General features: G+C 62.4%; 14 protein-coding genes. 13 read left to right on the top strand and 1 reads right to left on the bottom strand.

The genetic code is table 11. The features are described 5' to 3' along the window. Nucleotides 1–378: 378 nt before the first annotated feature. From darT to ACQZ6J_RS14755, 6 genes are all read left to right on the top strand, one after another. Nucleotides 379–1,014, top strand: a complete 636-nt coding sequence (gene darT / locus ACQZ6J_RS14780; RefSeq protein WP_449084712.1) for a type II toxin-antitoxin system toxin DNA ADP-ribosyl transferase DarT — start codon at nucleotides 379–381, stop codon at nucleotides 1,012–1,014. Further along, on the top strand, nucleotides 1,011–2,081 hold the full coding sequence (gene darG, locus ACQZ6J_RS14775) for a type II toxin-antitoxin system antitoxin DNA ADP-ribosyl glycohydrolase DarG (RefSeq protein WP_449084599.1): 1,071 nt from the start codon (nucleotides 1,011–1,013) through the stop codon (nucleotides 2,079–2,081). The genes darT and darG overlap by 4 nt, the downstream gene beginning before the upstream one ends. Nucleotides 2,082–2,631: 550 nt before the next feature. Further along, on the top strand, nucleotides 2,632–3,828 hold the full coding sequence (locus ACQZ6J_RS14770; RefSeq protein ID WP_449084598.1) for a DUF932 domain-containing protein: 1,197 nt from the start codon (nucleotides 2,632–2,634) through the stop codon (nucleotides 3,826–3,828). A 172-nt stretch (nucleotides 3,829–4,000) separates the two neighbouring features. Then, a complete protein-coding gene (locus ACQZ6J_RS14765) occupies nucleotides 4,001–6,103 on the top strand; it encodes a ParB/RepB/Spo0J family partition protein (protein ID WP_449084597.1) in 2,103 nt (700 codons plus the stop codon). Between the two features lie 64 nt (nucleotides 6,104–6,167). After that, complete coding sequence (locus ACQZ6J_RS14760) at nucleotides 6,168–7,202, top strand: DUF7146 domain-containing protein (RefSeq protein WP_449084596.1); 1,035 nt, start codon at nucleotides 6,168–6,170, stop codon at nucleotides 7,200–7,202. Nucleotides 7,203–7,501: 299 nt separating this feature from the next. Continuing rightward, complete coding sequence (locus tag ACQZ6J_RS14755) at nucleotides 7,502–8,425, top strand: DUF2493 domain-containing protein (RefSeq protein ID WP_449084595.1); 924 nt, start codon at nucleotides 7,502–7,504, stop codon at nucleotides 8,423–8,425. Between the two features lie 10 nt (nucleotides 8,426–8,435). On the opposite strand, the gene ACQZ6J_RS14750 is transcribed toward ACQZ6J_RS14755, so the two are convergent. Beyond that, on the bottom strand, nucleotides 8,436–9,212 hold the full coding sequence (locus tag ACQZ6J_RS14750; RefSeq protein WP_449084594.1) for an NAD(P)H-dependent oxidoreductase: 777 nt from the start codon (nucleotides 9,210–9,212) through the stop codon (nucleotides 8,436–8,438). Between the two features lie 126 nt (nucleotides 9,213–9,338). On the opposite strand from ACQZ6J_RS14750, the gene ACQZ6J_RS14745 reads away from it, so the two are divergent. The 7 genes from ACQZ6J_RS14745 (at nucleotide 9,339) to ACQZ6J_RS14715 (ending at nucleotide 13,519) form a co-directional block, all read left to right on the top strand. Next, nucleotides 9,339–10,238: a LysR family transcriptional regulator gene (locus ACQZ6J_RS14745; protein ID WP_449084593.1), complete on the top strand. Its 900-nt coding sequence runs from the start codon at nucleotides 9,339–9,341 to the stop codon at nucleotides 10,236–10,238. A gap of 239 nt (nucleotides 10,239–10,477) precedes the next feature. Beyond that, nucleotides 10,478–10,645: a hypothetical protein gene (locus ACQZ6J_RS14740; RefSeq protein WP_008125146.1), complete on the top strand. Its 168-nt coding sequence runs from the start codon at nucleotides 10,478–10,480 to the stop codon at nucleotides 10,643–10,645. A gap of 142 nt (nucleotides 10,646–10,787) precedes the next feature. Continuing rightward, complete coding sequence (locus ACQZ6J_RS14735; protein WP_449084592.1) at nucleotides 10,788–11,231, top strand: hypothetical protein; 444 nt, start codon at nucleotides 10,788–10,790, stop codon at nucleotides 11,229–11,231. A 561-nt stretch (nucleotides 11,232–11,792) separates the two neighbouring features. Further along, nucleotides 11,793–12,119 (top strand): DUF736 domain-containing protein, encoded by a 327-nt coding sequence (locus ACQZ6J_RS14730; protein WP_449084591.1) that lies wholly within the window; start codon nucleotides 11,793–11,795, stop codon nucleotides 12,117–12,119. A gap of 242 nt (nucleotides 12,120–12,361) precedes the next feature. Further along, complete coding sequence (locus tag ACQZ6J_RS14725) at nucleotides 12,362–12,649, top strand: DNA -binding domain-containing protein (RefSeq protein ID WP_449084711.1); 288 nt, start codon at nucleotides 12,362–12,364, stop codon at nucleotides 12,647–12,649. 104 nt (nucleotides 12,650–12,753) lie between these two features. Further along, on the top strand, nucleotides 12,754–13,008 hold the full coding sequence (locus ACQZ6J_RS14720; RefSeq protein ID WP_449084590.1) for a transcriptional regulator domain-containing protein: 255 nt from the start codon (nucleotides 12,754–12,756) through the stop codon (nucleotides 13,006–13,008). Then, nucleotides 12,965–13,519: a DUF2285 domain-containing protein gene (locus tag ACQZ6J_RS14715; protein WP_449084589.1), complete on the top strand. Its 555-nt coding sequence runs from the start codon at nucleotides 12,965–12,967 to the stop codon at nucleotides 13,517–13,519. Before ACQZ6J_RS14720 ends, ACQZ6J_RS14715 begins: the two co-directional genes overlap by 44 nt. The last annotated feature ends 106 nt before the right edge of the window (nucleotides 13,520–13,625 follow it).

Below are 13,625 nucleotides of genomic sequence, written 5' to 3'. Positions count from 1 at the left end.
GGGCGTGAGCTCGCGGCGCCCTGTATCGAAGAGGCGCGAGGCCACCCACGGCATTTGGATCGTCGCCCTATAGGCCGATCGGTTCAGGACCCCGGAATGTTCATTTGTGTCGAGATTTCACCCAACGTTGCATTTCATCGCGATCCCGCTCCGATGCTGATATCGCAAATTCGGCAGCGGGTTCTCAGCCACTGAATGGATCAGCCCCAAATGCAAATCTATGTCAAAGCGTTGTGAACTGAACAAACGCGGTTCTCCGTCGCAATCAATGATCAACCATGGATAGCCCTTCTCGCCAAGTCTCCTTGGGGGGCCGGGCGTGTCGAGGCGGTCAGGGTCTGCTTGCCGCTAAGCATTGAAGCTGTTAGTTTCGCGGCCATGTCGAGTGAGTTGCTCAATCCAGAAAAGGCACTGATTTTCCGAATAGTCCACAAAGACAATATCGGGCAGGTGCTTCAATCCGGTTGTCGGTGCAGAAGCGCTGTGGCTGCGCAGAACGGATATGTCGAGATCGGCAATCAGGAGCTGATCCAGAAGCGAGCGCAACGACTCGTACCGTGCGCTCCGGGCGGTACGCTGAGCGACTACGTCCCGTTCTATTTCACGCCTTTCACCCCGATGATCTACAATATCAAGACAGGTTACGGCGTCCCACAGAAACCATTGAAGGATATTGTCATTCTTGTTTCGTCGCTGCCACGGCTACTGACGCAGAACAAGCCGTTTGTGTTTAGCGACCGGCATGCCTACTTAAAGACGGCGCAGTTCTCGAACGATTTGGCAGATCTGGACCGTATCATTTGGCCCGTGCTGCAGGCACGGGACTTCAAGCGCGATGACCTTGACAAGTTCGAGAAATACCAGGCCGAAGCACTTGTGCATTGGCATGTTCCTGTTAGCGCGCTAATGGGAATTGCGTGCTATGATTCGGAAACTCGCGATCAGATGCAGCAGTTGGCTGCCGCACACGGCACAGCCGTTCAGATCGTCGCTCAGAGAAGCTGGTTCCTATGATGATCGAATTCACCGAAGGAAATTTGCTGGAATCCGATGCCGAGGCACTCGTCAACACCGTCAACACCGTTGGTGTAATGGGCAAGGGCGTTGCTCTCATGTTCAAGGAAGCCTTCCCGGAGAACTTCAAGGAATATGAAGCCGCCTGCCGCGCGAAAGAATTGCAGGTGGGGAAGATGTTCGTGACGCGTCGCGACTCGTTTATCGGGCCGAAATGGATCGTCAATTTCCCGACCAAGGCGCATTGGCGCTATCCGTCCAAAATGGAATGGGTTGAGCGCGGTCTTGATGACTTGAAGGCCGTGATTGCGAGCAATGACATTCGATCCATCGCCTTGCCGCCCCTTGGAGCCGGCAATGGTGGATTGGAATGGGCCGATGTCCGAAAACTGATGATCGCCAAGCTTGAGGGCCTGAAGGACGTTCACGTTGTTATCTACGAGCCGACGAAGACGTATCAGAACGTTGCCAAGCGAACCGGCGTCGAGAAGCTTACCGCCGCTAGGGCATCGATAGCGGAGCTAGTAAGACGATATTCAATCCTGGGGATCGAATGCTCGCTGCTTGAGGTCCAGAAGCTCGGCTACTTTCTCGAACGCTTCAACCGTAAGCTATCGCTACCGGAGTTCGAGTTTGACTTTGGCGCCAATAAGTTTGGTCCATATTCCGACAAGCTGAAGCATATGCTCAATGGACTCGATGGCAGCTATCTGCACTGCGATAAGCGGCTCGCAGATGCCGGCCCTTTCGAGCCGATACGGTTTGATGAGGCCAAACGCGATGTGGTCGCGCTTTTCATGAGAACCGAGGGCAAAGGCCATCTGCCGGCTGTCGAAGCGACATCTGCGCTCATCGATGGCTTTGAGTCGCCGCTGGGCATGGAACTACTTGCAACAGTTGATTGGCTTATAGTCGAGATGGGCGCGGAGCCGACCGTTTCGGCGGTCCGGGAGAAGCTTGCGTCCTGGCCTGGCGGGAAGGAATCGGCGGACCGCAAGTTGCAGCTATTTGAGGATCGTATCATCGATATCGCGCTGGATGCGCTCAAGCAGTCGAAACTGGCTTAGTTTTCTGGCTGTGAACAGGACCATGAACCAAAGCGGTCGGAACAAAATCGACGAAGATAAGCAGGTTCACCTTGGCGAACATGCGGACGCGCCCAAAGATGCGGCTGCCCAATTGCTCGGCTCGAAGGGGGGCAAGAAGCGTGCGGAACGTCTGACGCCACAGCGACGTTCTGAAATTGCGAAGCTTGCGGCTTCGGCGCGTTGGTCGCGGAGGCAAGCGTCCTCAAGCGAACGCAAGCCAGATTAAGGGTGGAAGCAGTCCTCGCTTTCAAGCTGGGTGCTGGCACCATTGAAGCGACCTTTTGGACCGCTCATTATCGCCGCCTGCCGGCTGTAGCGACATCAGCGGCTCGTCAATTGGGAGAGGTTGCACGGCCCTCTGGTAGATCGGGAGGCGAAGGATTGGCCCTGCGGCCGACCCCATCGGTCTCGGCCGACCCCTTCTGCGGGATATCCCCACAACGCTCCTGAGAGTGAGAGTGCAGACGGGTTTTCCGTGACGGGTTGAGGGCTGGAGAGAGGTCTCCGGCGCCCGTCGTGGAGATGTCCCATGACCCAAGTCGAAATTCTGAACGCAACCCGCTACCGTGTCGACGGCTATAAGGTGGATGTGGCCCGTGGCGAGCGCGTCGGCCGCGTGTCCTCAGAGTGGTTCTCGCGGCCCGCCGACGAGCGCTACCTGTCCCTGTCGGATCTCTTTGCCGCCGTGCGCGGTCGCAACGAACGCAGCCGGACGCGGACTGTCGAGAGCGCCGCGATCCGCGTGGAGGCAAGTCGTGACGATGCCGAACGCCTGGTGCTGATGCTGCCGGGCTCCGACGAACCGATCGCGCCGACACATTGGAGCTTCCGCCAGCTCGCGAGCTTGGTCGGAGCGCCGGCCGCCTACCTCCGCCATCTCCCGGCTCCGCTCGCCGGCATCAACCTGCAATATGGACTCACCTCGCATCGCGCCGAGCCGGTCAAGACGCTTGAGATCGAAGACGGCCGTGTCGAACTGCGTGCCGTCACCGGGCCTGACTATGGCCGCATCTTCGACCACGAGCTGGTCTCAGCCGTGCAGCGGATCGCTGGCAATGGCACGGGCGACACGCGTTGGAAGGTGCCGGGCGTCCTCGATTGGTCGACGGGCATCTACAATCCGCGCGTCGATATCACGCAGGACTCGACAACGCTCTATGCCTCCGATCGGGACGTCTTCCTCTTCCTGGTCGACGACCTGAATCCGATTGAGGCCGGCCGATTGCCCGATGGTTCGCCAGACCTCTATTTCCGCGGCTTCTATTGCTGGAATTCCGAGGTCGGGGCGAAGACGCTTGGGATGGCTAGCTTCTATCTCCGTGCTGTTTGCCAGAACCGGAATTTGTGGGGTGTCGAGGATTTCGAGGAGATCACCATCCGCCACTCGAAATACGCTGCCTTGCGCTTCGCGCATGAGGCGGCGCCAGCGCTGACCCGCTTTGCCAACTCCTCGCCGCTCCCCTTTGTCAACGGTATCAAGGCGGCGCGAGAGAAGATCGTGGCGCGCAGCGACGAGGACCGCAGCGACTTCCTGCGCAAGCGTGGCTTCTCCAAGACGGAGACGGCGAAGATCATCGAGACGGTGCTGGCCGAAGAAGGCCGTAAGCCCGAAAGCGTCTTCGATTTCGTGCAGGGCATCACCGCGGTCGCCCGCGACAAGACCCAGCAGGACGCGCGGCTCGATCTCGAGGCGCGCGCGAAGAAGCTTCTCGATCGGGCGACCTGACTCCCAGGAAGCCGGAGACACGGCTTTACGAGTCTCCGGCTCCGTGCCGTTCCCGCTTTCCTGATCGTCGGTCCTGCGGCGCTGCCCTCCAGAGTGAGAGGGCGGCGCTGCGCTTCGTGACGAGTTGATGCCGAGAGAGAGGCTTTCGGCGCTCGTCGCGGAGTACATCCCGATGGCTACCCCTGTTCAGAAAATCACCCTCTCGCCTTCGCGCGACATCCCCTTCAACAAGCTCTTGCTCTCCCAGTCGAACGTCCGGCGCGTGAAGGCCGGCGTCTCGATCGAGGAGCTGGCCGAGGACATTGCCCGCCGCGGCCTCTTGCAAGGCCTCAGTATCCGCCCCATCATCGATCAAGCCGGCATCGAGACCGGCATGTTCGAGATTCCGGCCGGCGGTCGCCGCTACCGGGCGCTGGAGCTGCTCGTAAAGCAGAAGCGCCTCGCCAAGACCGCGCCGGTGCCGTGCATCGTCCGCAACAGTGGCCTCGCGGAGGAGGACTCGCTCGCCGAGAACGTCCAGCGCGCGCCGCTGCATCCTCTCGATCAGTTCCGGGCGTTCCTGGCGCTGCGCGAGAAAGGTCAGTCCGAGGAGGAGATCGCCGCCGCTTTCTTCGTTTCGGTCAACGTGGTGAAGCAGCGCCTAAGGCTGGCGTCGGTCTCGCCGGCATTGCTGGACGTCTATGCCGAGGATGGCATGACGCTCGACCAACTCATGGCCTTCACCGTCTCGGGCGACCATGAACGCCAGAGCCAAGCGTTCGAGCGCCTGAAGGCATCTTACGACAAGCAGCCCTATGCCATCCGCCGCATGCTGACCGAGGGCGCGGTCCGAGCTTCGGACAAGCGGGCGCAGTTCATCGGCATCGACGCTTACGTCGCGGCCGGGGGCACGGTCCTGCGCGACCTGTTCCAAGGCGACGATGGCGGCTGGCTGCAGGATGTTCCGCTCGTCGACCAGATGACCGCCGACAAACTGCAGGCGGATGCCGAGGCGATCGCCGCCGAAGGCTGGAAGTGGATCGAGGTTGCGCCTGACTTTGCCTACGGCCACGCCTTCGGTCTGCGCCAGCTCCGTGGCGAGACCGTGCCGCTGACCGCCGAGGAGGAGACGAGCCGCGATGCGCTGCAGGCCGAACTGGACCGGCTGTCTGGGGAATACCAGGACGCTGACGAACTCCCGGAGGAAGTGAACGAGCACCTGTCCGAGCTGGAAACGCTGATCGAGAGCTTTGACAACCGGCCCATCGTGTTCGACGCCGCCGAGATCGCGCGCGCCGGCGCTTTCATCAGCATCGGCGCTGATGGCCAGCTTCGCGTCGAGCGCGGCTACGTCCGACCAGAAGACGAGCTGGTGGCCGAGTCCGTGTCCGGGCCGAACGCGGACGGCGACGATGAATGCGCTATGGCCGCCGGCTACGAGGGTGACGAGGCCGTCGTGACGGCGAAGCCCGAGGCCGGGCCGCAGGAGGACGAAGGCCTCTCGCCCATCTCCGACCGCCTGATGAGCGAGTTGACGTCCCCCCGGACGCTAGGCCTGCGCAACGCGCTCGGCGCGCGACCAGACGTCGCCTTCCTCGCCGCACTACACGTCCTCACCCTGAAGACGTTCTACCACTACGGCTCGGATAGCTGCCTCGAACTCGACCTGAAGAGCGTCAGCTTCGGCACGCAGGCGCCGGGGCTGAACGACAGCGCATCCGCTGAGGCCATCCGCGTGCGGCACGAAAGCTGGTCGAAGGCGCTTCCCAAAGAATCGGTCGATCTCTGGGACGCGCTTCAGGAATGGGACGGCAACAGCCAGGCGGGCCTGTTCGCCCACATCGTCAGCCTCTCGGTCAACGCGGTATACGAGCCCTGGAACCGGCGGCCCCGTGCGGCCGCCCATGCCGATCGGCTGGCGCAGGCCGTCGATCTCGACATGGCGGTAGCCGGTTGGAAGTCGACCGTCGATAACTTCCTCGGCCGGGTGACGAAGGCTCGCATCCTTCAGGCCGTGGCCGAGGCGAAGGGGCAACGCGCGGCTGATCGGATCGAGCATCTGAAGAAGGGCGACATGGCGGCGGAGGCGCAGACACTGCTCGCAGATACCGACTGGTTGCCCGAACCGCTTCGCACCGCCGATCAGAGCGCCTCGAGTGTTGAATCCGTCGCCGAAACTGTCGAGGGGATCGAACAATCGACGGCAATCGGCGACGAAACGGCCATGGCCGAACACGAGCCGTTCGCAGACAATGGAATGGCTGACGACGTTTCCCACACGGTCGCGGCCGAATAACCGTCAACGACTTGCGAGACTGGCCCGCCGGCGACGGCGGGCCTTTTGCTTGAAGGAGGTCCTCATGGTGGAAGCCCTGCATGAGTTGGCTCGCCGTCTCGCTAATCAAGCCGAGGCGGTGTGCCGGCATTATCTTTTCAACGGTCGCCGCGAAGGTGGCTATTGGCTGGTGGGCGACGTGCGCAACACGCCCGGGCGCTCGATGTATGTCCGGCTCAAGGATACGCCGAAGGGCCCCGCTGGCAAATGGACCGACGCGGCAACCGGCGAGCATGGCGATCTCCTCGACGTCATCCGCGAAAGCTGCGGCCTGGTCGACTTCAAGGACGTCACTGAGGAGGCCCGGACCTTCCTCAGCATGCCGCCACCGGAACCGGATACCTATGAGCGCCAGCGTCAGAGGCCGGCGCCGCATAGCTCACCTGAAGCGGCACGCCGACTGGTTCGCATGTCGCAGCCGATCTACGGCACGCTCGCACAGGCGTATTTACGGGAACGTGGCATTACGGACTTACGCGGAACCGGAAGCCTGTATTTCCATCCGCGCTGCTACTATCGACTCGATGAGCATTCGCCGACCGAAACCTGGCCGGCGATGATCGCTGAAGTCACCGACCTCGACGGCAAGATCACCGGGGCGCATCGCACCTGGCTCGATCCCCGCCGCCGCGACAAGGCGCCGATCGACACGCCGAGGCGGGCGATGGGAGATCTTCTCGGCAACGCTGTGCGCTTCGGCATCGGTGCCGAGGTAATAGCGGCCGGCGAAGGCATCGAGACCGTCCTGTCGCTCCGGCAGGTCCTTCCCGAGATGCCGATGCTGGCGGCGCTCTCGGCGGCGCATCTCGCCGCTTGTCAGTTCCCCGACACGCTGCGGCGGCTCTACATCGTCCGCGACAACGATCCGGCCGGCGACGTGGCGCGCGATAGCTTGATCGAACGGGCGAATGCGGCCGGGATCGAGGCGATTGTCATCTCGCCGGAGTTGGGCGACTTCAACGAGGATCTGCGCACCCTCGGCCTGGACGCATTGCGCATGGAAGTCCGGTTGCAGGTCGCACCGCAGGACGCCGCTCGCTTCATGGCGTTGGCGGCATAGCCGGCAGGAGAACGGGCCTGCGGGTCACCGCCGTGCTCGGCGGATGCGTCAATCCATCGGAGGGGGACCGCGCCTCGGCCTTCGAGAGGGCGATCGGCCCACAAGCCGGCTGGCCGGGCAATGGCGGCGGCCGACTATTTTCCGGCGCGGCCTGAAGGCCGCTTTCCATCGCGAGGCAAAATAGCCGGCCTTAGCCATCGAGCCCTGCGCTTGCGCTCCGGGTGCCCGGCCGTCCGGCCCGTGGGCTTCGTCTGCCTAAGAAGGCCGCGACGGTCGCGGTCCAACCGACGGAGCATCCCATGCACGATCACGGCGACTACGAACCTCACCACGAATCCTCACCAACCGACCATGTCCTCAACGAACTCCAGCTCCACGGCTACCGACCCTTCGCCGACGAGCCAGACCAGCGGCTTCTGCCTGACGGCAACCAGGTCGCGGGCGCCCTCGCCGACATCTTCGACGCGCTGATCGGCACTCTGGAGGACACGCGCCTCGAACCCGACCTCGACGATCTCCTCTGGTCGACCGTCAACGTCTTCCATCGCGCCACCGACCGGATCGGCTGGGAACTGGACGACAACGAACAGTCCCAAAAGCGCTCACAGCGAGAACAGGACGGCAGCGAGGTGAAATCGGTCGAACTGGAGCGCCTGACCGCCGAGGGCAAGACACTGATCGAGCGCCAGAACGCCTTCGAGCTGATGCGCGACCAGGCCGCCGAACACTACGAGCGCCATATCGGCAAGCCTTGGCTCCCGCGCAGCGGCTCCAAGGTCAACCGTCGCAATCTGACCTCGGCGATGATCGACAGCCGCGAGTTCCTGATGGCGAAGAAGCGCGCCGACCAGGAGGTGCTCCTCCCGTCCGGCCCCAAGATCGTCGTCACCGGCGGGCTCGACTTCGACAACCATCGCCTGATCTGGACCAAGCTCGACCAAGTCCATGAGAAGCACCCCGACATGGTGCTGATCCACGGCAAATCGCCGAAAGGCGCCGAGAAGATCGCATCGCTCTGGGCGAAGAACCGCAACGTGCCGCAGATCGGCTTTGCTCCCGACTGGACCAAGCACGGCCGGGCAGCGCCGTTCAAGCGCAACGACGAAATGCTGGAGATCGTGCCGAAGGGTGTGATGCACTTCCCGGGCACCGGCATCAACGACAACCTCGCCGACAAGGCCAAGAAGCTCGGCATCCCGGTCTGGAAGTTCGGCGGCGCGTGAGCGCCGCCCCTCATCGCTGCGCGATGTGCGCGGCGATCCCGGTTCTTTCCGGCGCGACATGATCGGCCAGGACATGCCGGTCGGGAAAGTCGCCGTCGTTCTGGCGGCGGAAGGCGATGGGCCTGTCGTCGAACAGCCCCTCAAGGCGTTCGCGCCAAGCTTTCTCGGCCAAGGCAACACCGGTCGCATCGAGACGACCCGTGCCGTAGACCGCAAAAGTCGGAAGGACATCCATCCCCGGGTAAAACAAGATGCCGTGGGTGATCGGAAACAAAAGCTCGTCCAGGGGACCATTGATGCCGCGGGGCGCATAATCCTCCGCCGGGCCACCGCACATGACCGACAGCATGGCCCGCTTGCCCCTCAAGATGCCGTCGCCGTAACGGAATGCATTGCCGGCGTCCTTGTAGCCGTAGGCAAAATTGTAGGCATAAACCCGTTCGACCCACCCTTTCATGATCGCGGGCATGCTGAACCACCAGAGCGGAAACTTGAGGATGACCGCGTCGGCGGTAAGAAGCTTGTTCTGCTCGGCGACGACATCAGGCGTCTGAAAGCCGTTCTTGTAGGCGTGCCGGGATTCATCGATGAACGACAACCGCCTGATATCCGCCCGTTCGGGAAAGTCGTCAGCGTCGAACACCGCCTTCCAATTCGTCGCATAAAGATCTGAGGTCAGGACATCATGTCCCTGCTTCTGAAGTATCTCAGTGCCTTGATCGACAAGGTGGCGGGTAAGCGAACTGGGTTCCGGCTGTGCATAAACGATGAGGACTGTCTTCTTCATATCTCATATCTCCACTTTCGGCTGGACCATGGATCGACCAGGGGATTGGGCCGACCGCGAACCACCGAATACTCCTCACCTCTGCCATCTTTGAAATTCGAAGATATGTGAGCTATCATAATCTCCATGGATAGCAGCCGTTTTGATCTCAACCTACTTGTGACCCTGGAGGCATTGCTCGCCGAGCAAAACGTGACCCGGGCGGCGGCAAGGCTCAATCTCAGCCAGCCGGCTGTCAGCGCGCAACTGAACCGGCTGCGGGACCTGTTCGGAGACCAATTGTTCGTACCGACCCAGCGGGGCATGATCCCGACGCCCAAGTCGGAGGAGCTTCGGGAACCCATTCGCCACGCATTGGAACTGGCGCGTGCTACCGTCACCTCACACCGCAGCTTCGAACCCGCCACCGCCGATTTGACGGTTGCTATCGCCTGCACGGACTATCTTCAGTCGGCGGTGGCCGCTCCGCTTATCGCCGGCCTCAGGGAAAAGGCTCCTGGCATGCGCATCGCGTTGCGAAGCCTCGATATTGCCGGTCTCGAAAAGGAAATGGCGCAGGGCGCAGTCGACCTCGCCCTCATGACGCCGGACGACGCACCTGCCAATCTCAGGACACGACACCTTTTCGACGAACGCTATGTCCTGGTCGGTCGCGCGGGGCATCCGCATTTGCCACCAGGGCTCACCGTCTCGGACTACGCCGAGCTTGATCATGTCGTCGTGGCCCTTCGGGGTCGGGATTTCTCCACGCCTGTCGATGCTGCGGTAAAGGCGCTTGGCCACCGACGGAAGGTCGTAGTCTCCGCCAATTCGTTCCTGTCCTTGATCGACATCGTTTCGACGACCGAGCTGGTGGCACTTGTTCCCAGTCGGCTTGTCGTCGGCCGCGCTGAAAAACTGATCGTCATAGAACCACCCTTCCCGGTTGAAGGCTTCGCCGTCGGCATGGTGTGGCACGAGCGTACCCAGGACCATGTCGGCCAGAGATGGCTTCGGGAGGCAATTGCCGAGGTGAGCAGGGCCTGAACAACAGAGGCGATGGCTTCTTGGCCGAAATTCGGCCCCCGCCGAGCGCAAGCCACCCCGCCTATTTGCGCTGATCCTTGGTCAGACTGATCGCTTGACGCCATCAACCCGTGAAGGGTCAGCTATGCGAGCATGCCGCCGCTGCGGCTACGCCTGCGCGGTGATTGCAGCGCTCAGTCCGACGCATCGGGCGCCTGTCAGCGGGGGATGGTCCTCCGCTCGAAACAGGAGCCGGATCGATGTCCCTCAACGACGCACACGCCTTCGCCTTCAGCCTGGCCACCACCCTCATGGCCGCCATCATCATCTTCCAGGCCGGCGACGGCACGCTGTCGGTCACGCCCGCCAGCGAATATGACGGCGACACCGCCGCCATCGTCCATGAGATCGATCCTTTCGCCCCTTGACCGGGGCGAGCCGGCTGCAGGTGCGGAGATCCCGGACGATTTCCGCTCCCGGCACGCGCGCTCTTGCGCTATACTTCAGCCGCGCCGTGGTGGTGGTGGAAGGCGCGGCCGTCAGACCTTGTCCATACGGAGACCACCCGCCATGATCATCCTCGCAATACTTGCATCCGTCGCAGCGATAGGCCTGCTTTGCTGGCTGCTGTTCACGCTGGCCGTCTTCGCGCTGCCGGCGTTCGTCGGCGTGACCGCGGGCGCTTGGGCGCACGATACGGGCGCCGGCATCCCGGGCGCGATCCTGGTCGGCGCCGTCGCGGCGGCGATCACGCTCGCCGCCGGCCATCTGCTCATCACCTTCGTCCGGCCTACGTGGTTGAAGCTGATCGTGGCCGCAGCCTTCGTCGCGCCTGCGGCGATCGCCGGCTTCCATGCCACCCATGGCATCGTGCAGCACCTTATGCCGTCCCACGCGTGGCAGATCACCTTCTCCGTCATCGGCGCGGTCGCGGTCGGCATCACCGCCTTCGTGCGGGTCGCTGGAATGGCGACGGCTCCGGTCCCGTCCGGCCGGGACCTTGCACGGGCCTGATCTTCGTCATCGCCGTCAGGAGGATCAGGGCAGCCGTAGCCGTGGTCGCTCCCCTCGTCTGATGCCGGAACGATGGGCGTGTGCGACGCGGATCGACGCTGGTCCGGAAAGGCGGTCCTCGTTGGAGCGCTGCGGGAGCAGAGCCGTGTCTTGGCGGGCACCGGACATCGGCACGGCGATCTCGGTGGCGCCGGTGGAAAGCCAGGATGCAGCAGCGTCGGCCTGGCGGGAGGAGACGAATTCGGTGAGCATGCCGTGGCGCCGGTTGCCGTTGCGGGACGGCCGCCATCTTCTCCGTTATCTGACCGTGCCTCGACCGCTCCAAACGGCCTCTTCAATGGCCTGATCTGGCCGAAGGCCGGCTGCGCCTCGATCGCCTATGACGCAACAGCCGCGTCAAACTTTCTTCCCCTGCCGGCTGCGCCGTCATTCCTCGCGAGACAAGAAAGCCCTCCTTAGCTGTCAGGCCCCTTCGGGGTGCGCCGTCGATCGCCTCCGGCCTGCCGATCGCCATCGAGGCCGCAATGGTGCGGGCTCGGGAACGGAAAACGGAGATTTACAATGGCAACCATCGGCACCTTCAAGAAGACCGGCTCGAACGAGTTCACCGGCGAAATCGTCACCCTCAGCGTCCAGGCCAAGAACGTGCGCATCGTCCCTGACCAGCGCGCATCCGGCGAGAACGCCCCCAGCCACCGGGTTCTGGTCGGCCGCGCTGAAATCGGCGCCGCCTGGTCCAAGCGCTCTAACGAGGACCGCCCCTATCTAGGCCTCAAGCTCGACGATCCGAGCTTCAACGCTCCGATCTACGCGAACCTCTTCGACGACGAGGGTGAGGACACCTACTCGCTGATCTGGTCCCGCCCCAACGGGCGACGCAGTGACTAAATTGCGGCCAAGAGGCTCCGGCTTAACAAGTCGGGGCCTCGAATTCTCGACCGAGGCGCATGAGCGGACGGCTACAAGTACCGAAGCCACCAGCTCCGATAATAGTAGGTAAATCCTCCGCTTCTGCGGCGCGTGATGCGCAATCCGCATCGCCTGATGCCTCATCTTAGCCTCCGCTCAGATGTCGGTTTTGCTATGATCTACGCTTCACTCCCGACTGGACATAGGATGTGGGCAAGGCTGTGATTGAACCGTTCGATGATATTGCGCCGGTAGGTCACAAACTTACCGACTACGATCGGACACATATGAGACTTTACATGCGTCTGCTCGATGCAGCAGCGGATGGCGCGGATTGGCGTGAGGCCGTGCAGGTGTTGTTCGACATCGATCCTCGCTTGGAGGCGGAGCGTGCCCGGCGCGTTCATGACAGTCATCTGGAACGCGCGCGTTGGATGACCCAAGCTGGCTACAAGCACCTCCTGCGCAAACCCACGTCCGGTTCCGACGATCCGCTCGAAGGCGGGTGATGCTCTTGTTGCATCACCCGATGCACGACACCGACCTTCTCACATGAACAGATTGCCGGAATCATTTTCGCTCGACTTATGTTGCGTCTGCAGGGAGTTGAGTGATGAAGCCAGATACGTCGCGCTGGCGCCATGGTGATGCCTATGCCTTCTTTGATAGGTTGTCGATCGAGGGCTTGGCCTGGGAATGCCTCCGGCGTCACGAACCCTATCAGCAATGTTTTCGCGCCCTCGTGAAGACTGGGCAGGAATCCGTCGCCCTACCACCTGACGCACAGCGTCGCTGGGGGTTGCGATTTCCCGGCGCGACCCGATTTGTCGGCGCTCGGACAAGAGGTGCTCTGGTCTCCCCTGACTGATCCAGCCATCGTCATTCTCACCCAATCGCCCGATTTCCTGCCGCTTGCTTCCACGATGGCGGAGATGGGCTCTACGCCTGGTAGGCACAGCAACGAGGGGTGCCACACCATCCATCAAGGCGATGAGGCTATGCAGCTTCTCCTTCTTTCAGGCAAGGCCGAACGCAAACCCCTGGCGGCATTGATACCGCTGGATACCGACATTCTCAGTCGACTTGAAGCGCTGAGCCGCTTCTGGCGTACCCTGCAAGGCGGGCGGGTCCCTCCGGATACGCGCATGACGGCGCAACAGCGACGGCGTATGCGCCTGATGATGCAGGCCGCCGACGGGCGCGGTAACGGCGCCAGCTATCGCGACATCGCAATTGCCTTTTACGGAAGCGAGCGTGTTGCCTCCAACCCTTGGAAGACATCCGCATTGCGCGACGCTGCCATTTCGCTGGTTGAAGGAGGGACAGCTCTGATCGGCGGTGGCTACCTCAAGCTTCTGCGACATCGACGCAGGGCCTAGAGAATCTGCCCGTGCAGGGTGGCAATTTTGCCTTGGCCAACTTCCCCATCCCCGGCGAAGCCCGTTCTCCCCCACAGTGATCGCCAACCGCCGCTTAAAGCCGGCG

The organism is Rhizobium sp. A37_96, from assembly GCF_053521765.1.
The sequence above is the reverse complement of the archived record's forward strand: the minus strand, read 5'-3'. Positions and strand labels throughout refer to the sequence as shown.

Coding starts and splice junctions, on each gene's coding strand:
- ACQZ6J_RS14735 (WP_449084592.1), top strand. CDS start 10,788: ATGATCATCCTCGCAATACTTGCATCCGTCGCAGCGATAGGCCTGCTT.
- ACQZ6J_RS14765 (WP_449084597.1), top strand. CDS start 4,001: ATGGCTACCCCTGTTCAGAAAATCACCCTCTCGCCTTCGCGCGACATC.
- ACQZ6J_RS14750 (WP_449084594.1), bottom strand. CDS start 9,212: ATGAAGAAGACAGTCCTCATCGTTTATGCACAGCCGGAACCCAGTTCG.
- ACQZ6J_RS14740 (WP_008125146.1), top strand. CDS start 10,478: ATGTCCCTCAACGACGCACACGCCTTCGCCTTCAGCCTGGCCACCACC.
- ACQZ6J_RS14770 (WP_449084598.1), top strand. CDS start 2,632: ATGACCCAAGTCGAAATTCTGAACGCAACCCGCTACCGTGTCGACGGC.
- darG (WP_449084599.1), top strand. CDS start 1,011: ATGATGATCGAATTCACCGAAGGAAATTTGCTGGAATCCGATGCCGAG.
- ACQZ6J_RS14745 (WP_449084593.1), top strand. CDS start 9,339: ATGGATAGCAGCCGTTTTGATCTCAACCTACTTGTGACCCTGGAGGCA.
- ACQZ6J_RS14730 (WP_449084591.1), top strand. CDS start 11,793: ATGGCAACCATCGGCACCTTCAAGAAGACCGGCTCGAACGAGTTCACC.
- ACQZ6J_RS14760 (WP_449084596.1), top strand. CDS start 6,168: ATGGTGGAAGCCCTGCATGAGTTGGCTCGCCGTCTCGCTAATCAAGCC.
- darT (WP_449084712.1), top strand. CDS start 379: ATGTCGAGTGAGTTGCTCAATCCAGAAAAGGCACTGATTTTCCGAATA.
- ACQZ6J_RS14720 (WP_449084590.1), top strand. CDS start 12,754: ATGAAGCCAGATACGTCGCGCTGGCGCCATGGTGATGCCTATGCCTTC.
- ACQZ6J_RS14755 (WP_449084595.1), top strand. CDS start 7,502: ATGCACGATCACGGCGACTACGAACCTCACCACGAATCCTCACCAACC.